The organism is Streptomyces sp. NPDC050988, from assembly GCF_044456225.1.
In the GTDB taxonomy this organism is placed as follows: Bacteria; Actinomycetota; Actinomycetes; order Streptomycetales; family Streptomycetaceae; genus Streptomyces.
Genome location: NZ_JBITFQ010000002.1, coordinates 623,984 through 643,748, shown reverse-complemented (window position 1 = coordinate 643,748; position 19,765 = coordinate 623,984). Strand labels below are relative to the sequence as shown.

Here is a 19,765-nt window from a genome sequence, read left to right as displayed (position 1 = left end):
GCGTTACCTCAGCGAATGCGGTACCTCTCCCAGAACGGCCCCAGGTCCTTGTCCGTCACGGACTGCGCGGCCTTCTTGAAATCGGCGGTGGTGGAGAGGCCGTACCAGTGGTCACGGGCGTACCGCTTGAGGAGGCCTGCCATGGTGTCGGCTCCGAGTGTTTCCTCCAGGCGCGCCAGGGCGCAGGGGCCGGCCGTGTAGATCAGGTGGTACTCGTCGCGGTGCTCGGCCCAGTAGGCCATCGAGTTGGTGAGCGCGGTGCTCTCGCTCGGCCAGTCGTCGGACCAGCAGTCGCTGGTGTCCCAGCCGTAGAAGCGGGCGTTGGCGTACTGGGCGAAGCTCTCGTCGAGCCAGGGCGCGCCGTACTCGTCGTTGCCCACGATGCCGTACCACCACTGGTGGGCCACCTCGTGGACGACGGCGCCGCCCTCTTCGGTGGTGCCGAGGAGGACCAGGCCGGGGTACTCCATGCCGCCGCCGAACTCCTTGGTCATCACGAGGTCGATCTCGCCGTCCGGATAGCGGCCGAACTCCCTGCCGAACCGGTCGATGGCGGCGACGCCGTCCTTCCGGTTGAGGCGTACACCCGCGGCGGGTGTGTTCGGCGCCCAGTACGACTTCACGCGCACGCCCCCGGGAGAGGTCTCGGTCGCCGTGCGGAACGGGCCCGCCGCCCACGCGAAGTCCCGGACCCTGTGCGCGACGCTGTGCGTGACCGTACGTCCGCGCTTGCCGGGGCTGGTCCAAGTGCGGCCGGTCGCCGGGACCTTGAGGGCTGATGGGTGGTCGATGCGTGCCCGGAAGTCGCTCGCCAGGGCGTAGAAGCTCTCGCCGGTCGACACGTACGGATCGAGGTGCCAGCCCTTCGCGTCGTGCACGGCGAGCACCGGCAGGGCGTTGCCCAGGAAGCGGAACGCGCCCTCACGGCCGAAGCGGGCGTTGCGCTCGGGCACGGTGATGGACACGTCGAAGGCGACGGCCGTCCGCTCACCGCGCGCGAGCGGCTTCGGCAGGGTGATGCGCAACGCCGTGCAGTTCACGGTGAGTTGGCCGGGGGTGCCGCCGCGCACCTTGGTCAGCCTGATGGGGGACGGCTTGCCGGGCGTGCCGCACTTGTCGTCTCCGTTGCCCCACAGACGTACGTACACCTCGTGCAGGGGGCGTTCGGAGGCGTTGCGGAACGTCACCCGTTGGCGGCCCGTCCAGCGGGAGCCGTCGGCGTTGCCGCGCAGGGTCACGTCGTAGCGAAGGCGATCGGGTGTCGCGGCCTCGGACTTGCTCGCCCTGGCCTTGGGCGCTGTGACGGCATCGGCCACGGTCGTGCCGGTCGCCACGAGCAACGCGACCAGGCCAACGAATAGACGGCGACCGGTTCTTGACGGCCCAACAGGTAGTGACGACATGGCAGCGGATGATGCCACACCTATCCGACATTCGCGCTCGCCCCCGCTGCGACTGACAGATCCCGGCCGTCGGCCGCCAGGCACGGGGTTCCGTGCCCGGCAGCCGCTGTTCAGCGCAGGCGTCGGACATCCGTGCAGCCGACCTCAGGAGAGCCGCCGTACGCATCGGTGACGGTCCTCGTGCCGGTGACCTTGCCGGAGAGGCACAGCTCACCGCCCAGCAGCCGCAGGTCGAGGGTGAACTCCACGCTCTCGCCGGAGCGTTGTGGGCCGTGGATCCGCTGGTCGACGTAACCGAGGCCGCGCAGGACATCCCTGACCTGTCCCGGTGTCGGATCGGGGGTGTCCTTGAGGGCTTTCGCGATGCGGCGGGAGTGGACACGGGCATCGCATTTCTCCACGGCGCTCAGCTCCACCTCTTTCCTGGCGTCATCCGGGTCTCTGGGCTCCACCGGGGGCGGCGTCGCGTCCGGCGGTAACGGCTCGGGCAGGGGTGTGACGGGTTGCTCCGTGGGATCCGGTTCCTCCGGCGGTTCCGTAGGGGGCTCCTCGGTCGGCTCGTACTTCAGGCAGGGTTCGGTGATGGAGACGAGGAGTTCCATGAACGCCAGGAAGTCGGGGTCCGAGGACTCGGGATCCGAGGAGTCGGTGGGGAAGACCGTGGCGGGGGCGGTCGCGGTCGAGCCGGCCTCGACCCGGTCGTCGGTTCCGTCCTTCGGGTCCTTGCCTGCCGCTCGTTCGGAGCCGCAGGCGGTGAGAGTGAGGGCGAGTGCGCACAGCGCCGCGGGTATCGCGCCGCGGCGGACGCGCGAGGGGCGCGGTATGCGGTGAATGCGATGATTTTCGCTGGAAAGTCGTCTCATGCTCGCAGTGTGTGCGTGGTCAGCGGAGCGCACATGAGTACGGCTACTCAGAGCAAGTCACCAGTGTGCGCCCGGACTTCACCCGACGGCGCCATGGCCGTGGGTGGTGAGGATGCTGAGCGCCGTGGTGGACGGTGGCTCCGTGCCGGCCCTGCCCGCAGGGTGGCGACCGCAGGGAGGGGCGACACGACGAGATCGCCGAACTCTGCAAGGGAAACCTGGCCGGCCGGCACGGACCGGCCCGGGTGGAGCCAGACGCCGAACGACGCCAAGCGCCGACGGCCGAGCCGTGGACCCAGTCATCTAGAATGACGGCCAACGAGCTTGTATGCGCGGGGAGTTGAGTTCAACGCCAGGGAGAACATCCATGGGCGCCACAGAGACCGTGGGCACACCGGAGGCGGACGCCGAGCTGAACGCCCGTACCGCGTCGGGGCCGACGGTGCCGCGTCTGGTGCTGGGGGCACGGCTGCGCCGGCTCCGGGAAGAACTGCACTTCTCCCGGGAGGAGGCGGGCGAGGCCATCCGCGCCTCTCAGTCCAAGATCAGCAGAATGGAGTGGGGCCGCCACGGGTTCAAGATGCGTGACGTGTCCGACCTGCTCACTCTCTACGGAGTCACCGACGAGGCCGAGCGCGCCACCTTGATGGCTCTGGCCAGACAGGCCAACACCCCCGGCTGGTGGCAGCCGTACAACGACGTCGTGCCCGCCTGGACGCAGGCCTACCTCGGGGCCGAACAGGCGGCGAGCCTCATCCGCTGCTTCCAGCCACAGGTCGTTCCCGACCTGCTGCAGATTCCCGACTACGCTCGCGCCGCCGTCCGGCTCAGCTGTCCGGAGGCTGCGGCGGACGAGATCGATCGGCGGGTCACCCTGCGCATGAAACGCCGGCAGATCCTGCACCGGCAGCGAGCGGCTCAGTTCTGGGCGGTGATCGACGAGGCGGCACTGCGCCGCCCGGTGGGTGGCACCGGCACGATGCGCGCCCAGCTCCAGCACCTCATCGAGATCTGCCAACTCCCGCAGATCACCGTACAGATCGTGCCGTTCCTCGCCGGTGGCCACGCCGCCGCCGGAGGTCCGGTCACCATCGTGCGCCTGCCCGGCGGACTGCTGCCCGACATGGTGTACCTGGAACAGCTCGCCAGCGCCGTCTATCCCGACAAGCCGAGCGAGATCGAGTACTACTGGGGTGTCATGAACCGCCTGGTCGTCCAGGCCGATTCGCCGGACGCGACGTGCACGATCCTCCATCGCATCCTTCGGGAGACCTGACCCGAAGGGATCAGGACTCCCGGTGACCGATGGAGTGAGTGCCGGTCGTCGCGTCCGGCGGCCGTCGCGGCGGCGTGGGCCAAGTGGGCTGCCGCTCGTCGGAGTTCAGCGCTTGAGGGCGACGCCTCCGTACTGATGGACTTCCGCCGGGAGGCCCAATGCCTCGGTGTCGGGACGCCAGCGGGAGCACGAGGCCACGCCCGGCTCCAGCAGTTCCAGGCCGTCGAAGTAGCGCTCGATCTGCTCGGGGCTGCGAAGGATGTACGGGATCGAGCCACCCTCGTTGTACTGCCGGATGGCATCGACATAGGCGTCACTGGTGTCGGTGCTGTCGTACTGCACGAGGAAACTGCCGGCCGGCAGACCGTCCACCAACTGCCGCACGATCGAACGTGCTTCGTCGTGGTCCTCGATGTGGCCGAGGATGCCCATCAGCATGAGGGCGACGGGCTGGTCGAAGTCCAGCGTCTTCGCCGCCTCCCGCAGGATCGTGCTCGGGTCGCGCAGATCGGCGTCGACGTAGTTGGTGACCCCCACCGAGCTGCTGACCAGCAGTGCGCGGGCGTGTGCCAGCACCAACGGGTCGTTGTCGACGTAGACGATCCGGCATTCCGGCGCCACCCGCTGGGCGATCTCATGGGTGTTGTCCACATTCGGCAGCCCGGTACCGATGTCCAGGAACTGCCGGATTCCCTCCTCGGCGGCGAGATGACGGACGGCGCGGGCGAGGAAATAGCGGGCGGCGCGGGCTCCGGTCTCGATCCCGGGGAAAATGTCACGGAACGCGTCACCGGCTATGCGGTCGACTTCGTAGTTGTCCTTGCCGCCCAGCCAGTAGTTCCAGATCCGGGCCGATTGCGGCACGGTGGTGTCGATCTTGGAGAGTGCCTCCTGGTCGGAGTTCTCTCGTGCATCAGTCATGGACACTCCTGTGTGTACGTAGGGTGAGAACCGCGAAACTGTCGAGCACCAGTCGTGGAGAGCCACGTTATTCCCCGGGTTTGGATCATGTAAATCCACCAGCCCAACCTGTCCGTGGTTCACCGGCCAATGACTTGTTTGCGTTCTCCGGTCGGGCTGAAAGTCGACATTCATGCCGTCACTTCACAGAACGTCCACAGAAGTTCATGAGCCCTTTAGGTTTCAACCGTTACGCTCGCCGACAGTCGAGTGGTCGATGCCGGCGCCCCACCCGCCCCGGCCCTCGCCCCCCATAGGCACAGGAGATTCGGCGTGCGTGACGGCGATGTAGTGGTGATAGGCGGCGGCTACGCGGGCGTCCGGCTGGCGAAACGGCTGGACGGGACGGCGCGGGTCACGCTGGTCGATCGCAAAGACGTCTTCTTCCACCGCATCGCCTCCCTGCGCGCCGGAGTGCGTCCGGAATGGACGATGGCTCCGTTCATCCCGTACGACCGGCTGCTCGGCAACGGCCGGGTGGCCGTGGGCAAGGCGGTCCGTGTCGACACCGCCGAGCGAGAGGTGGTGCTGGCCACCGGCGAGCGCCTCCCGTACGACGTGGTGGTGATCGCCACCGGCGCCGACTATCCCGAACCGGCTCGTTTCTCCGGCACCACCGCCGAGGAGGCGGCCAAGTCGTTCGCCGAGCACCAGCGGAGCGTCGCCACCGCGGATCATGTACTGGTTGTCGGCGGTGGCCCTTCCGGCGTCGAGCTGGCCGCCGAGATCCGTCTGGCCCGGCCGGACGCCCGGGTGACGCTCGCCCACTCCGGCCCGGCCCTGCTCCACTCGACGGGCAGCGAGCGGGCCGGGCGCAAGGCCCGCGCCTGGCTGGAGTCCCACGACGTGGAGGTGCGGCTCGACTCGTTCATGTCCCCGGGCCACGACTTCGGTACGTACCGCGACGCGCGCGGGAACGTGGTGGCGGCCGACCGCTCCTTCTGGGCGACGGGCACCACCCCCAACACGCTCTGGCTGCGCCTGGGTGGGCACGGTGACTGGCTGAACGCGAGCGGGCATGTGAAGGTCGACCGGATGCTCCGGGCCGAGGGCCGATCGGATGTATTCGCGGTCGGCGACGTGAACGACGCGAGCGAGCTCAAGATCACTCCCGCCGCGCTCGCCCAGGCGGACCTCGCCGCCCACAACATCCGCGCCTACCTGGGCAGTTCGGGCAAGCACCGCACACAGTCCCGCTCGTACCGGCCCATCCAGCGCACCCCGCTCATCGTGCCGTTCGGCCAGGCGGACGGAGTGACCATGCTGCCCGTACTGGGCGGCGAGACCGCGGTACTCGGCGGCCGGACCACCACCCTGGCCAAGGCAAAGACCCTGATGACCCCCTACATGAGGCGCCAACTGGGGTACACCGCGGCCTGACACACGACGCGCGGCTTCCCGCACACGAACGACGACGCCACGGCGGCACCCGTCGTTCGCCCACGTATGCCCCCTGGGGTAAGGTCCCCACGTTTCCAACTACCGGCTGAAGGCGAGTCGGTACGGGGAGTGCGGAAGGGGCGGCAAGGCGATGGAATCCCAGTTGGGCGACGGCGGATCCGTGGATCTGGACGACACACCGTTGGAGGCGATGACTCCCGAACCGCTGCTCACCCGGGACTACGAGACACGTCCCTCACTGGTGTACGAACGGCTGAGGCAGCGCCACGGCCCGGTCGCCCCGGTCGATCTCCTGGGCGTACCCGCCTGGTTGGTCCTCGGCTACCGGGAGTCACTCGAGGTACTCCAGGACGACGACGCCTGGCCGAAGGGCCTGGAGAACTGGCGAGCCCGCTCGGAGGGGCGCGTCCCCGCCGACTGGCCGCTCGGGCCGTCCCTCGAGGTCAACCACGTACTGATCCAGGGCGGTCCCGGATACCCGCGGTTGCGTACGGCGTGGGACACGGCTCTCAGGCCGTTCCAGGACCCGCGCCATCCCCAGGCGAAGAAGCTCAAGACGGCCGTCACCGCCTACGCCGACGAACTGATCACCCTGGTGGGCCAAGCAGGCGGAACGGGCCTCGCTGATCTGTCCGCCCAGTTCTCCCGGCCCCTGCCGCTGATGGTGGCAAGTCACCTGCTCGGCTTCCCCGGTTCACAGGGCGACGACGCGCTGATGGACATGTGGCGGGTCCTGGACGCGGGTCCGGACGCGGAGCCCGCCCTGGAGCGCCTGTTGGCGACGCTGGCCGAACTGGCGGCGATGAAACTGAAGACGCCGGGGGACGACTTCCCCTCGCACCTGCTGGACGCACACCCGGACCTCTCGCTCGACGAGTTGGCCCGTGAGCTGTTCATGCTGCTGGGCATGACGTCCGACCACGTCGGCATCCTCATCTCCAACACGGTGGTCGAGGTCCTGTCGGGCGACGGCGGCGCGCGTGCCAGCCTGTCCGCCGGGATGGTCAGGGAGACCATGAACCGGGTGGTCATGCGAAAGCCTCCGCTGGTGAACTTCGTGCCGCGCTTCGCCACCAAGGACACCCCGCTCGGGAAGTACACGATCCGCGCGGGCGACCCGGTCTGGGTCTCCTCGGCGGCGGCGCACGCCGACCCGGTCTTCGCGGACAGCGTGGCGAAGAGCACCACCGTCAGCACCCGGGCGCACCTGTCCTGGGGCGCGGGCCGCCGCCAGTGCCCGGCGCGCGAACTCGCGTCCACGGTCGCTGCGGTGGGCGTGAGCCGCCTGTTCGAGCGGTTCTCCCGACTCGACCTCGCACTCCCCGTCGACCAACTCCCGTGGCGCTCCTCGCCCTTCATGCGCGGCCTGCGCTCGCTGCCCGTACGGTACGAACTCGCCTCGGTGCCCGATCTGCCGCCGGCGCACGACCCGGCGGCGGAACCGGCCGAGCCGGTGCTGCCGGACCCGTCCGCCCGGCAGCGCTCATCACTGTGGAGCTATCTGACGAGCCTGATCCGCGCGGGCCGCTGACGCCGGGACACGCGAGCGGGACCTGAGGTGAGGCCGGAACGCGCGTGTCGGCCTCACCTCAACTCCCGCACCGCGCGCCCCATCCTGTCGAGCGCCTGGCGCAGGATGGCCGGTGAGGTGGCGAAGTTGAGGCGTACGCACCCCGCGCCGCCGGTGCCGAAGACGTGGCCGGAGCTGAGGGCGACGCGGGCTTCGTCGAGGAACATCTGTGCCGGTCCGGCGAGGTCGGACACGATGCCGGGACCGTGGGCCCGGTGTTCGTCGTGCAGTCCCAGCCGTGTGCAGTCCAGCCACGCCAAGTAGGTGCCCTGCGGCGGCAGGTACCGGATGCCGGGAAGGTGTTCCGCGATGAGCTGCCCCAGCAGGGTTCGGTTCGCGTCGAGCCCGTCCAGCAGTTCGTCGAGCCAGTCCACGCCCTCCTGGAGCGCGGCCGTGTGGGCGAGGATCCCCAGGTGGCTGGGCCCGTGACCGACCTCCTCGGGCATCCGGCGGAGGTCGGCGGCAGCCTCCTCGCCGGCGATGGCCAGGGCGGCTTTGAGCCCGGCCAGGTTCCACGCCTTGGAGGCGGACATCAGGGCGAAGCCGTTCTCCGATCCGGGCACACCGAGAAACGGCGTGAACGTGGCGCCTGGCAGTACGAGCGGGGCGTGGATCTCGTCGGAGACCACGCGGACGCCATGTCGGCGGGCGAGTGCGGCGATGGACTCCAGGTCCTGGCGGGTGTGCACGACACCGCTCGGGTTGTGCGGGTTGCACAGCAGAAACGCCGGACGCCGACCATGCCGCCGCGCCCGTACGAACGCGTCCTCCAGGGCAGCGAGGTCGATACGCAGATCGGGGCCCAGGGGAGCCTCGATCACCTCGCGGGCGTCGTGGCCCACGAAGGCGTAGAACGGCGGATAGACGGGCGAGCACACGACGACGGCGTCGCCCGGGTCCGTGATGAGCCGGAGAACCTCGACGATCCCCAACATGACGTCGGGGACGATGGCCGTGTTCCCGACGCGAAGACCCTCCCACCGCCAGCGGTCGGCGGCGAAGGCGGCCAGGGCCTCGGCATAGGCGGTTCCGTGGGCATACCCGGTGTCGCCCAGGCCGATGGCTCTGTGCAGTGCGTCGGCGACGCAGGGAGCCAGCGGAACGTCCATCTCCGCCACCCACAGGGGCAGTACGTCCTCGGGATGGGCGCGCCACTTCATGCTGGTACGCCTTCGCAACTGCTGCAGGGACACCTGCACCAGGGGATCGGTCCGTCCGCTCTCGGCGCCCTCGGACACTGCCTGCTTCGTGGTCTCGGTCACGCGATCCTCCAATGTCCGGGTGGTATGGGCCTGTCCGGGTGGTGCGGGCCGGTAGGCGATGACGGCCGCGCGTACGGCGGCTTCGTTCGGCCGGCGGTTCAGGGACCCCTCCCCACACCACACACATAGCCTCCGGCGCATGTCCCCGAACCTCGAAGGACACCGTGTCAGCCCTGTGGCGATCGTGCTCGCGATGCTGTTCGCGCTCGACGATCAGGAACTCGCCGCCTACGGAATCACACAGCCTCCTCGCGAGATCAGAACATCAGGATCAGTTCCGACGACTCGTACAACTCCTTCAGCATCGTCGTCGGTCGATACGAACCGGACGCTTCCAAGGATCTCTGCGGGATCGCCACCTCGTTCGGCAAGCTGGTCATCTCCAAGCTCCAGCGGTACGACGGGACCGCCTGAGCACGACGTGGCCTGCCGCTATGGTTCGCCCATGAAGGCAGCGGTGCACAACCGGTACGGTCCGCCCGACGTGATCAGGGTCGCCGAGGTGGACAAGCCGTCGATCGGGGACCAGGACGTTCTGGTGAAGGTGCACGCGACCACGGTCAACCGCACGGACTGTGCCTATCGAGCGGCCAGTCCCTTCTTCGTACGCGTACTCACCGGCCTTGCCCGGCCCCGGCGTACGGTGCCCGGGACCGAGTACGCGGGAGTGGTGGACGCGGTCGGCAGCGATGTCACGTCCTTCAAGGCAGGCGACCGGGTGTTCGGCTACAACGAGGGCCGGTTCGGAACACATGCCGAGTACCTGTCGGTTCCGCACGACGGTGCCATCGCGACCATGCCGGACGGTGTGACCTTCGAGGAGGCCGCTCCCGGCACCGAGGGCTCCCACTACGCGCTGGCGTTCGTCGACAAGGCGGGCATCCGGCCCGGACAGGCCGTCCTCGTGTACGGCGCGACAGGCGCCATCGGCTCCGCGGCCGTGCAGCTCCTGAAACATCGCGGGGCCACCGTGACCGCGGTGTGCGACGGGGCGCACATGGAGCTGGTGGAGGGCCTGGGCGCGGACCGGGTCGTGGACCACACGGCCCAGGACTTCACCAGGGACCGGCAGAGCTACGACGCGGTGTTCGACGCGGTCGGCAAGAGCACGTTCGGCCACTGCAAGCGGCTGTTGAAACCCGGCGGGGTCTATCTGTCGTCCGACCTTGGCCCCTGGTGCCAGAACCTCCTTCTGCCACTCGTCACGCCTCTCTTCCGCGGCAGGAAAGTCAAGTTCCCCTTTCCGAAGCAGGACCAGGAGATGGCGCGGTATTTCCGGGAGCTGATGGAGTCGGGAGAATTCCGTCCGGTCATCGACCGGCGCTATCCACTGGAGCAGATCGCCGACGCCCATCGGTACGTCGAGACGGGGCAGAAGATCGGCAATGTCGTCATCATCATCGTTCCGCCGAACTGATCGACGAGGCGTAGGGCTTTTCAGCGTTGCGGCCTCTCCACCGCCGGCCGGCGCTCCCAGGTGCCCCTGATCGCCAAGGGCATACGATGGCGCGGTTTTCGCGGCCCGGCCCTCAACGGCACACCGCCCCACGAACCGAAGGGAGCCTGTCGGTGGACTCGCTCTTCCTCCCAGCCGTCGGCGGTCACATCCGCTGGACCGACATCCCGGGCAGCACGACGGGGCCACCACATGTCTATGTGCACGGCCTGGGATGCGCGGGCTCCGCCGACTTCACCCACATCGCGACACAGCCCTCGCTCGTCGGCCACCGAGCCGTCATCGTGGACCTGCTCGGCCATGGATACAGCGACCGCCCGGCCGACTTCTCGTACACCCTGCACGACCACGCGCGGACCGTCGCCGACGTACTCGACCACCTCGGCATTCGGCAGGCCGTCCTCGTCGGCCATTCCATGGGCGGTGCCATCGCCATCATCCTGGCCTCGGAGAGAGAGGAACTCTTCTCCCGCGTCATCGCGGCAGAGCCCAACTGGCATGCCGGGGGCGGACTGTTCAGCAAGTCCATCGCCCAGTACGCCGAATCCGAGTACCTGGACCACGGGTTCGACCTCCTGCTCAACACCTACGACCCGACCTACGCCGCCCGTGTGAGGGTGACCGATCCACGTGCCCTGTACCGCAGCGCCGTCGGGCTCGTCCAGGCAACGGAACCGGACATGGCCGAGCGCTTCCTCGCCCTGCCGCACCGCCGCGCGCTCGTCGTGGGGGCTCACAGCCGGCCCTACGAAGAGGAAGACGTGATGCGCGCCGCCGGGATTCCTGTCATCGGGGTTCCCGACGCCGGACACGACCTGATGCACGAGAACCCGCAAGGCTTCGCCGCCGCCATCGCACGTTCCTTGCGCTGAGCAGACCTGACGACGCGTCGGGTGCCGAACCGGCGGCACCCGACTGAGTCGTGCCCCCGGGCGTGTCGAAGGGGTGCGGGATGGCCGGCGCGGACACCGGTCCGCTGAACGGGACACGATGCTTCACCCGCCGTTTCGGAATGGGCAGGGTACCGCTCACCATCCACCGTACTCAGTACGGATCCGATCCCAACCGGGAGGTTTTGGGATTGCAGCACATCACCGGACTGGGCCCACCCAGCCGCTCTCTCACGGGTGCGGGACTCCTGAGGCGGGCAACCAGCCTGCCGCCCCTGATTCCGTTCATCGCCCGAAGGGTCCTTCGAGGGCTCGCCGTCCTGTTGGTGCTGTCGATCGTCGCGTTCGGACTTGTCCGGCTGCTGCCGGGAAACCCGGCGGACGTCCTGGCCGGGCCGTACTCCGACGCGGCGACCCGGGCACGGCTCACGGAGGACCTCGGGCTCAACCGCTCAGTGACGGAGCAGTACCTGCTCTGGCTCGGCAGGCTGTTCCACGGGGACTTCGGACAGTCGGTCTACAACGGACTGCCGGTCCTCGACCTCATCAAGCAGCGACTCCCGAACACATTGCAACTCGCCCTGGCCGCCACGGTGGTGTCGGTTCTGTGGGGCGTGCCCGCCGGAGTGCTGGCGGCCCTCCGCCAGGGCCGGCTCTTCGACCGGCTGGCGCGAGGATCGGCCTTCCTCGGGCTGGCGACGCCGGTGTTCGTCTTCGGCCTCTGCCTGATACTCGCGGCCTCGTACGTCGTTCCGACCTGGCCGGCCGTCGGCTTCGTACCCCTCTCGGACGACCCGGTGCGGAACCTGCAGAGCATCGTCCTCCCTGCGCTCGCCCTGGGACTTCCCCTCGGTTCGACACTGTGCCGGTTCATGCGCGCCTCGATGATCGAGGTCTATGAACAGGACTACATGCGCACCGCTCTGGCGACCGGAGCGACGCGCTGGCAGGCGACGCTCCGGCACGGCGTGCGGAACGCGTCGGGCCCGGTGGTCACGGTGGCCGGACTGCAACTGGCAGGCCTGGTCGGCAACTCCATCCTGATCGAGAACGTCTTCGCGATCCCCGGCATCGGCCAGCTCACCGTCAACTCGCTGCTCCAGAAGGACTACGCGGTCACCCAGGCCTGCATCCTGCTGCTCGGCCTGACCTACATCGTGATGAACCTCGCGGTGGACCTGATCCACCGTCTGATCGACCCCAAGGTAGGTGAATCACGATGAGTGAGTCGCCGGTGCTGTCCGACACACCTGACGCGTCCAACGCAGCCGACGCCGTGGACGCTTTGGACGCCGTCGAGGGATCCGCCGTTCGCCCGCGGCGGCGCAAGTTCCGGCCCAGCGCCGGGGTCGCAGTCGGACTCGGCATCCTAGTCGTGCTGGTCGCCATGGCATACGTGGCGCCCCTGATCCGGCCGTTCTCCGCGAACGAGGTGGCCGGACCGCCCTTCGCGGCTCCCAACGGGACCCACTGGCTGGGCACGGACGACCTGGGCCGGGACTACTTCGTCCGGCTGTGCGTCGCCGGGCGCACCTCGCTGTCGATCGCGCTGGCAGGCTCCGTGCTGGCGCTGGTGGCCGGTTCGGCCGTCGGGTTCGCGGCGGGCGTCGGTGGCCGTTGGCTGGACACCCTTCTCATGGGCGGGGTCGACCTGATGCTGTCGTTTCCCTCGCTCCTGCTCGGGCTTGCCGCGGTGACCGTCTTCTCGCCCTCGACGACGACCCTGATCGCGGTGCTGTCGTTCGTGTCGCTACCGCACTTCGCCCGGATCGTGAGGGCGCGCTGCCTCGAAGTCCGCGAGCTGGAGTTCGTACTCTCCGCACGGATCTCCGGAGTGCCGTCCTTCATGATCGTACTGAAGCATCTGCTCCCCAACGTGCTTCCTCTGATGATGGTCCAGCTCGCCAACTCGGCAGCCATCGTCATCCTGCTGGAGTCGGCGCTCAGCTATCTCGGCCTCGGAGTTCAGCCGCCGACGCCGAGCTGGGGCCGGATGATCGCCGAGGCACAGAACTACCTGACGGACTCGCCATGGCTGGTCCTCGGCGCCGGCGGAGCCCTGCTCCTGTCCTCCGTCGCATGGGGACTCATCGGCGAGGGTTTCGCGATCTCACGCCGCTCCGTCGTCTGACCTCAGCCGCACGGCACAGAGCCTGCGCTCAACCGTCCCTGCCCCACGCCCGAAAGAAGGCGGCCTCACCATGTCCTCACCGATATCGCCGACATCACCCAGATCGCTTATATCACTCAAACCGGTCAGGAAACTGGCCCTCACCCTGGCGGCGATCACCGCCGCGTCGATGGCGCTCTCGGGCTGCGGAGGCGGTGGGCAGACGCAGTCCGGTACGGGAAGCGGCAAGCCGCACCGCGGCGGCACCCTCGTCGTCGGTGACGAGAGCCAGCCGCTCAGCGGTCTGGATCCCATCCTGGCCCAGGCGTTCGACGCCAAGCGCATGGCCGCACAGTTCTACGAGGGCCTCCTCTCACTGGGACCCGACGGCAGCACCCTGAAGCCGGCACTGGCGGCCTCGTGGAAGAAGGCGACGCCGACCAGGTACGAGTTCACGCTGCGCCCCGGCGTCACCTTCCACGACGGCCAGGCGGTCAAGGCGAGTGACGTCGCGTTCAGCCTCAAGCGGATCACCGATCCCACGGTGCACTCGCCGTACGCGGCGCTCTACAGGTTCAAGGACGTGACCGCCCCGAGCGCTGACAAGGTCGTGGTGACGCTGGCGAAGCCGCAGTCGTCCCTGCTGCACCTGCTCGCCCAGCCGTGGAGCGCCGGAATCGTCAGCGAGAAGTGGGTCAAGTCCCAATCGGCCAACGCCCTCAAGACGAAGGAGAACGGGACGGGCCCGTACAAGCTCGCGGAGTTCCGGGAGGGCTCCCTCATCAAGACCGTTCGGTTCGACGGTTACTGGGACAAGCCGAAGCCGTACATCGACCAGGTCGAGTACCGGGTCATACCCGACGAGGCCACTAGGGTGCAGGCCCTGCAGTCAGGGACCGTGGACAGCATCCAGGTCGCCCTGCCGAAGAACGCGGCCTCGCTCAAGAAGCGCAAGTTCAACGTGGGCGACGGATACGACGTCGGCGCCTACTGGCTCGGCCTGAACACCCTGGACGGCCCGCTGGCCAACGACAAGGTGCGGCAGGCGATCAGTCTCGGCATCGACCGGAAGCAGCTGATCAGCATCGGGGCGCAGGGAGCCGGTGTCGCCTCCGGGGTCATCCCGGCCGGAGACCCGATCCTGGACGGCAAGAAGGCAGAACTGCCCAACAGCCAGTACGACCCGGCCAAGGCGAAGCAACTCCTCGCCGATTCGGGTGCGGGACCGGTGAAGCTCAAACTGGCGATCCGGTCGAACCGGCCGGACAAGCTCGCCACCGCACAACTCGTCAAGGAACAGCTGTCGAAGATCGGCGTGACGGTGGACATCGCCCAGATCCCCTTCGAGCAGCTGGTCAGCAACCTGCTGTCGGGCAAGTGGAACGCCGACATGATGCAGCTGACGTCATCGCTCAACGCCGATGCCAGTCAGTACCTGAGCCTGTGGTTCGAGAAGAACGGGAAGACGACGAAGGTCGACGACCCGGAACTCTGGCAGCGGATGTCGGACGCCATCGCCAAGGCCGACAGCGACAAGGACCGCAGCCGGATGTACCAGGAACTGAACCAGTACGTGGCCGAGAAGGCGTACATGATCGTCCCGTATGCCTCACCCGCGGTGTACGACGTCTGGTCCAGCAAGCTGGCGGGATTCAAGACCGAGGCATCCAGTACGCGCATGTTCTTCAAGGACGCGTGGATCGCATGACGGAGCGCCGATGAACGCCACAGCGGTGGAGGGCACCGGGAAGACGGAGATGGACGACGAGAACCCCGCGGAAGCCGTCCTGCGATTCCGTGACTTCAACGTCCGGTACGGTACGGCGCCGGCCAGCGTCCGCGGGGTCGACCTGACGGTACGGGCCGGGGAGATAGTCGGCCTGATCGGCGAGAGCGGGAGTGGCAAGACCTCCGTCGCGATGGCCTGCCTCGGACTGCTGCCGAAGCAGGCACAGGTGACCGCCGAACTGTTCGAGGTGTGCGGCACCGACCTGTCGGCCGTGGACGACAAGGCGCTCACGCGACTGCGCGGCAGCGAGGTCGCGATGGTCTTCCAGGACGCCATGGGAGCGCTGGATCCGAGCATGCGGGTGGGCAGGCAGATCGGTGAGGTGCTGACACGGCACCGCGGTCTGAAGGGAGACGCACAGCGGCAGGCAGTGGTCGAACTGCTGCGCCGGGTACGTGTCCCGGAACCGGAGCGCAGGGCACGCCAGTACCCGCACCAGCTCTCCGGCGGACTGCGCCAGCGCGTGGCCATGGCGCTCGCCCTGGCCGGCGAGCCACGGCTGCTCCTGGCCGACGAGCCGACGACCGCGCTGGACGTCACGGTGCAGGCCGAGATCCTGAGGCTGCTCCGGACGATCCGCGACGAGTTCGGTGTCGCGATCCTGCTGATCTCCCACGACATCGGGGTGATCGCGCAGACCGCGGACCGGGTGGCGGTCATGAAGGACGGTGAGATCGTCGAGACCGGCGCCGTGGAGGAGGTGCTGCTGCGTCCGGCTTCGGAGTACACGAAGATGCTGCTCGGTTCGGTGCCCACGGTGGGTAAGCGGGTCCGGCCCGAGTCCGCGAACGGGAACGGTAACGCCGGTACGTACGGGACCGGTGACTTGGACGGCTCCGCCGATGCGGACAGCTCCGCGCTCTTCACGGTGGACGGGCTGAGCCGCGGTTTCCGCTCGGACGGCCATACCGTGCATGCGCTCAGGGACGTCTCCCTGCGTGTCGGCAGGGGCGAAGTACTGGGCGTCGTCGGCGAGTCCGGCTCGGGCAAGAGCACCCTCGCCAAGATGCTGGTCCGGTTGGACCGGCCGACCTCGGGTCGGCTGGAGAAGGACGGCGCCGACTACAGCGGGTTCCGGGGCAAGCGGCTGCAGGCATTCCGGCGTGCCGTCCAGATGGTGTTCCAGCATCCGGCGGGTTCGCTCAACCCCAAGCTGCGGGTGGCGACTTCGGTGCGCGAGCCACTGGCCACGAGCGGCGTGACGGGCGCCGAGGCACGCCGGCGGATCGACGAGGTGCTGACCGAGGTCGGCCTGCCGCCGGAGGCCGCGGGCAGGCTGCCGCACGAGTTCTCCGGCGGCCAGAAGCAGCGCATCGCCATCGCCCGCGCGATCGCCGCCCGGCCGGAGGCCGTGGTCCTCGACGAGCCGACCTCGGCGCTGGACGTCTCCGTGCAGGCACAAGTGCTGGATCTGCTGCTCACGATCCAGCAGGCCGAGGAGTTGACCTACGTCTTCATCTCCCACGACCTCGCAGTGGTCCAGGCCGTCTCGGACCGGGTGGTGGTGATGTACGCGGGCCGTGTCGTGGAGGTCGCGGAGGCGGAAGCACTCTTCGCCTCACCGGCGCACTGGTACACCAGGGCGCTGCTCGACGCCGTCCCGTCGCCCGACCCACGGGACCGGCCCGAACCGGGCGCGATGAGTCCGTCGGAAGAGGCTGCGCGTGAGCAGCGGGCAGACGCTCAGGGGTGCGCTTTCGCCTCCCGGTGTTCCCATGCCGAGTCCCGTTGCTGGGCGGAGGTTCCGGAACTGTCCACGGTGCGGGCGGGGCACGCGGCGGCGTGCCACTTCCCCGCGGACGCGGACGCGGACGCAGCCGCAGACACAGCTCCAGGCGCAGGCGCACACGCGGGCATCGCGGACAAGGAGGTACGTGAATGAGGAGGGCCCTGGCCACCATGGACGCCGTGGCCCAGGCGGACCTGGTCCGGCGGGGTGAGGCGTCACCGAGGGAGCTGGTCGAGGCCGCCATCGAGCGCATCGAAGCGACCGATCCGCAGATCAACGCCATCACTCACCGACGGTACGAACAGGCAATCGCGGAGGCGGGGCGCATCCGCGAGGACGCCCCCTTCGCGGGTGTGCCCACGCTGGTGAAGGCGCTCAACGACAGCGAGGGCGACCCGGCGCACTACGGGTCCGCCTGGGTGGCCCGGCACCACCGCGTCGCCAAAGAGGACGCCGTCATCAACCGGCGGCTCAGGGCGGCCGGTTTCGTGGTCGTCGGCCAGACCTCGACGCCGGAGTTCGGCCTGCTCTCGGTCAGCGAAAGCGGCGTCCACGGTGTCACGCGGAATCCGTGGCGCACCGACCTGACGTCCGGTGGTTCGTCGGGCGGCGCGTCGGCCTCGGTCGCCGCGGGTATGGTGCCCGTGGCGCAGGGAGGCGACGGCGGCGGTTCGATCCGGATGCCGGCCGCGTTCTGTCATCTGGTAGGTCTGAAGCCGAGCCTCGGGCGGATCAGCGCGGGCCCTGGCACATCCAACAGGTGGGGCCACAGTGTCCCTGCTGTGGTCACCCGGTCCGTACGGGACACCGCGGCGGTGCTCGACGCGGTGAGCGGTGGTGCGCCGGGCGACCGCGGCGGCCCCGCCCCCCTTCCCCCGGGCGGCCTGACCGCGATGGTCGGCCGCGATCCGGGACGGCTCCGGGTCGGTTTCCTCGCCCGGACGCCCGACCACGCCCCGCAGGTCGTGCGGTCCGTACGGGAGGCTGTGCTGGACACAGCCCGGATACTCGAGCGGCTCGGACACGAGGTCGAGGAGGCCCATCCCGAACCGATGCTGGATCCGATGTGCCTGAAGGCGTTCTTCGACGCGCTCAGCGTCACCGCGGTCCAGACCGTCGAGGCGCTGAGCGCGGAACTCGGTGAGCGGCCAGGACCGGACGACCTCGACGCCGTGACCAGGTTCTGGCTGCGGCGTGGGCGGGAGATCACGGGACTGGAGCTGGCCGACGCCTTCGTCTGGCAGGAGCGGCTGCGGGCCGCCATGGCGGACTGGTGGCAGGAGTACGACCTGCTGCTGAGCCCGGTGTTCGCCACGACGCCGAAGCCGGTGGGCTGGCCGTGGCAGGAAGCCGATGGCCTGCGGAAGTCGGTCGACGTGCTTACCTTCACCGCGCCGTTCAACACGACAGGGCAGCCCGCGATCGCAGTGCCCGCGACACTGACCGAGTCCGGCGAGCCCATCGGAATCCAGCTCGCGGCGGCCTATGGGCGGGAGGACCTGCTGGTCGCCGTGGCGGCGCAGTTGGAGGCGGAGCGGCCCTGGGCCTCGCTGCGCCCGCCGGTGTTCGCCGACCAGGCCGACGAGGCGGACCAGGCGGACCAGGCGGACCAGGCGGACCAGGCGGACCAGGCAGGGGACGGACCGGAAGTCATGACACCGCGCCTCTCGCGGGACAGGAGTGGGAAATGACCGAGAACCACGTACACGGATCCGCGAGCCCCACCGTGTTCACCAACGCCCGCCTGATCGACGGAACCGGTGCCGCCCCCGTCGCGTCGGTGACCGTGGTGGTGGAGGACGGCATGTTCACCTACGTCGGACCTGAGAGCTCGTCACCAGCGCCCGAGGGTGCGACGGTCATCGATCTCGGCGGACGTACGCTCCTGCCGGGTTTCTTCGACTGCCATGTGCATTTCCTCATGGACAGCAACGCCGATTTCCGGGGGAGACTGCTGACCAACCGGCCGACGGTCACCGTCTTCGAGCGGGCGCGGCGCATGCGCGAGACGTTGCACGCCGGAATCACGACGGCGCGGGACCTCGGCGGCATCGACGCCGGCTATCGGGACGCGGTGGCGCAGGGCCTGATCGAGGGGCCCCGACTGCACGTCGCGGTGAGGCTGATGAGTCACACCGGAGGGCATGCCGACTTCAGCCTGCCGAGCGGGTTCGACCCGTCGGCGGCCCTTCCCGAGCCCTTCAGCGAACTGGCGGACGACCCGGTCCAGGTTCGGCTGTCGACGAGGCGGTTGCTCCACGAGGGTGCCGACGTCATCAAGATCTGCGCGACCGGCGGCGTGAACAGCCCGAGCGACCAGCCCGAGGACGAGGGGCTGACCGTCGAGGAGATCGCGGCGGTGGTGGACGAGACACGATGCCATCGCGGTCGTCCGGTCGCCGCGCACGCACAGGGCACACAGGGCATCAAGAACGCCCTGCGCGGCGGCGTGTCCAGCATCGAACACGGCTACCTCATCGACGACGAGGGCATCGATCTCATGCTGGAGAAGGGCGCGTTCGTCGTACCGACCCTGTCGACCTTCCACATGGGCCGGGAACGCTACACGGCAGAGGCATACGAGAAGAAGATGCGGATGGCCGATGCCGCCATCGAGCGGCTGAGCGAGGCGGTCCGGCGCGGAGTGAAGGTGGCCCTCGGCACCGACGCGGGAGCCGTCCCGCACGCCCGGAACCTCGAAGAGCTCGGCCACATGGTGAAACTGGGCATGTCGCCGCTGGACGTCATCCGCGCCGGCACGCTGAACGCCGCTCAGCTGATGGGGCTCGACGACACTCTCGGCACCATCGAACCGGGAAAGACCGCCGACGTCGTCGTGTGCGACGGCGATCCTGTCGCCGACATCGATGTGCTCGCCGACCCCGCCAACGTGGTGCTGGTCATGCAGGAGGGCCGCCTGGCCAAGCACACGCTGCCCGAGGCCGCCGGGTAGCGAAGGCCGCGTGACGAAGACACCCGCCGCGACCGCCAGCACATCCGTGTGGCTGCTGGTCGCGTGTCACGCCTGGACGGCGGGGGAGTGGGAGGGGTGAGCG

Annotated in this window: 16 protein-coding genes; 11 read left to right on the top strand and 5 right to left on the bottom strand. The window is 68.9% G+C overall.

The annotated features are described in order from the left end of the window. Positions 1–8: 8 nt before the first annotated feature. Both ACIBEI_RS07710 and ACIBEI_RS07705 read right to left on the bottom strand, forming a co-directional pair. On the bottom strand, positions 9–1,403 hold the full coding sequence (locus ACIBEI_RS07710) for a M1 family metallopeptidase (RefSeq protein ID WP_398886105.1): 1,395 nt from the start codon (positions 1,401–1,403) through the stop codon (positions 9–11). A gap of 110 nt (positions 1,404–1,513) precedes the next feature. After that, positions 1,514–2,266 (bottom strand): hypothetical protein, encoded by a 753-nt coding sequence (locus ACIBEI_RS07705; protein ID WP_398886102.1) that lies wholly within the window; start codon positions 2,264–2,266, stop codon positions 1,514–1,516. A gap of 367 nt (positions 2,267–2,633) precedes the next feature. On the opposite strand from ACIBEI_RS07705, the gene ACIBEI_RS07700 reads away from it, so the two are divergent. Beyond that, the gene (locus ACIBEI_RS07700) at positions 2,634–3,542 is read left to right on the top strand and encodes a helix-turn-helix domain-containing protein (RefSeq protein ID WP_398886100.1); all 909 of its coding nucleotides are present in this window, start codon (positions 2,634–2,636) and stop codon (positions 3,540–3,542) included. Positions 3,543–3,647: 105 nt separating this feature from the next. On the opposite strand, the gene ACIBEI_RS07695 is transcribed toward ACIBEI_RS07700, so the two are convergent. Beyond that, entirely contained in the window at positions 3,648–4,463 is an 816-nt protein-coding gene (locus ACIBEI_RS07695) for an SAM-dependent methyltransferase (protein WP_398886098.1), read from the bottom strand. Between the two features lie 312 nt (positions 4,464–4,775). Between ACIBEI_RS07695 and ACIBEI_RS07690 the strand changes: the two genes are divergently transcribed. Both ACIBEI_RS07690 and ACIBEI_RS07685 read left to right on the top strand, forming a co-directional pair. Then, entirely contained in the window at positions 4,776–5,882 is a 1,107-nt protein-coding gene (locus ACIBEI_RS07690; RefSeq protein WP_398886096.1) for an NAD(P)/FAD-dependent oxidoreductase, read from the top strand. A 151-nt stretch (positions 5,883–6,033) separates the two neighbouring features. Next, positions 6,034–7,434, top strand: a complete 1,401-nt coding sequence (locus ACIBEI_RS07685; protein WP_398886094.1) for a cytochrome P450 — start codon at positions 6,034–6,036, stop codon at positions 7,432–7,434. A 53-nt stretch (positions 7,435–7,487) separates the two neighbouring features. Here the strand turns inward: ACIBEI_RS07685 and ACIBEI_RS07680 are convergent, their stop codons facing one another. Further along, positions 7,488–8,735, bottom strand: a complete 1,248-nt coding sequence (locus ACIBEI_RS07680; protein WP_398886092.1) for a MalY/PatB family protein — start codon at positions 8,733–8,735, stop codon at positions 7,488–7,490. A 257-nt stretch (positions 8,736–8,992) separates the two neighbouring features. Then, the gene (locus tag ACIBEI_RS07675; protein ID WP_398886090.1) at positions 8,993–9,115 is read right to left on the bottom strand and encodes a hypothetical protein; all 123 of its coding nucleotides are present in this window, start codon (positions 9,113–9,115) and stop codon (positions 8,993–8,995) included. A 65-nt stretch (positions 9,116–9,180) separates the two neighbouring features. Here ACIBEI_RS07675 and ACIBEI_RS07670 point away from each other — a divergent pair, with 65 nt between their 5' ends. The 8 genes from ACIBEI_RS07670 (at position 9,181) to ACIBEI_RS07635 (ending at position 19,662) form a co-directional block, all read left to right on the top strand. Beyond that, the gene (locus ACIBEI_RS07670; RefSeq protein ID WP_398886088.1) at positions 9,181–10,152 is read left to right on the top strand and encodes an NAD(P)-dependent alcohol dehydrogenase; all 972 of its coding nucleotides are present in this window, start codon (positions 9,181–9,183) and stop codon (positions 10,150–10,152) included. A gap of 152 nt (positions 10,153–10,304) precedes the next feature. Further along, positions 10,305–11,063 carry an alpha/beta fold hydrolase gene (locus tag ACIBEI_RS07665; protein WP_398886086.1) on the top strand — a complete coding sequence of 253 codons (759 nt, stop codon included), beginning with the start codon at positions 10,305–10,307 and terminating at the stop codon, positions 11,061–11,063. A 266-nt stretch (positions 11,064–11,329) separates the two neighbouring features. Continuing rightward, positions 11,330–12,304: an ABC transporter permease gene (locus ACIBEI_RS07660; RefSeq protein ID WP_398886344.1), complete on the top strand. Its 975-nt coding sequence runs from the start codon at positions 11,330–11,332 to the stop codon at positions 12,302–12,304. After that, a complete protein-coding gene (locus ACIBEI_RS07655; protein ID WP_398886084.1) occupies positions 12,301–13,212 on the top strand; it encodes an ABC transporter permease in 912 nt (303 codons plus the stop codon). The genes ACIBEI_RS07660 and ACIBEI_RS07655 overlap by 4 nt, the downstream gene beginning before the upstream one ends. A 70-nt stretch (positions 13,213–13,282) precedes the next feature. Further along, a complete protein-coding gene (locus ACIBEI_RS07650; protein ID WP_398886082.1) occupies positions 13,283–14,899 on the top strand; it encodes an ABC transporter substrate-binding protein in 1,617 nt (538 codons plus the stop codon). Between the two features lie 10 nt (positions 14,900–14,909). Then, entirely contained in the window at positions 14,910–16,862 is a 1,953-nt protein-coding gene (locus tag ACIBEI_RS07645; RefSeq protein ID WP_398886080.1) for a dipeptide ABC transporter ATP-binding protein, read from the top strand. Beyond that, complete coding sequence (locus tag ACIBEI_RS07640) at positions 16,859–18,400, top strand: amidase (protein ID WP_398886078.1); 1,542 nt, start codon at positions 16,859–16,861, stop codon at positions 18,398–18,400. Before ACIBEI_RS07645 ends, ACIBEI_RS07640 begins: the two co-directional genes overlap by 4 nt. Continuing rightward, positions 18,397–19,662, top strand: a complete 1,266-nt coding sequence (locus ACIBEI_RS07635; RefSeq protein ID WP_398886076.1) for an amidohydrolase family protein — start codon at positions 18,397–18,399, stop codon at positions 19,660–19,662. The genes ACIBEI_RS07640 and ACIBEI_RS07635 overlap by 4 nt, the downstream gene beginning before the upstream one ends. The last annotated feature ends 103 nt before the right edge of the window (positions 19,663–19,765 follow it).

Coding starts and splice junctions, on each gene's coding strand:
- ACIBEI_RS07675 (WP_398886090.1), bottom strand. CDS start 9,115: ATGACCAGCTTGCCGAACGAGGTGGCGATCCCGCAGAGATCCTTGGAA.
- ACIBEI_RS07635 (WP_398886076.1), top strand. CDS start 18,397: ATGACCGAGAACCACGTACACGGATCCGCGAGCCCCACCGTGTTCACC.
- ACIBEI_RS07670 (WP_398886088.1), top strand. CDS start 9,181: ATGAAGGCAGCGGTGCACAACCGGTACGGTCCGCCCGACGTGATCAGG.
- ACIBEI_RS07695 (WP_398886098.1), bottom strand. CDS start 4,463: ATGACTGATGCACGAGAGAACTCCGACCAGGAGGCACTCTCCAAGATC.
- ACIBEI_RS07645 (WP_398886080.1), top strand. CDS start 14,910: ATGAACGCCACAGCGGTGGAGGGCACCGGGAAGACGGAGATGGACGAC.
- ACIBEI_RS07640 (WP_398886078.1), top strand. CDS start 16,859: ATGAGGAGGGCCCTGGCCACCATGGACGCCGTGGCCCAGGCGGACCTG.
- ACIBEI_RS07705 (WP_398886102.1), bottom strand. CDS start 2,266: ATGAGACGACTTTCCAGCGAAAATCATCGCATTCACCGCATACCGCGC.
- ACIBEI_RS07650 (WP_398886082.1), top strand. CDS start 13,283: ATGTCCTCACCGATATCGCCGACATCACCCAGATCGCTTATATCACTC.
- ACIBEI_RS07700 (WP_398886100.1), top strand. CDS start 2,634: ATGGGCGCCACAGAGACCGTGGGCACACCGGAGGCGGACGCCGAGCTG.
- ACIBEI_RS07685 (WP_398886094.1), top strand. CDS start 6,034: ATGGAATCCCAGTTGGGCGACGGCGGATCCGTGGATCTGGACGACACA.
- ACIBEI_RS07655 (WP_398886084.1), top strand. CDS start 12,301: ATGAGTGAGTCGCCGGTGCTGTCCGACACACCTGACGCGTCCAACGCA.
- ACIBEI_RS07710 (WP_398886105.1), bottom strand. CDS start 1,403: ATGTCGTCACTACCTGTTGGGCCGTCAAGAACCGGTCGCCGTCTATTC.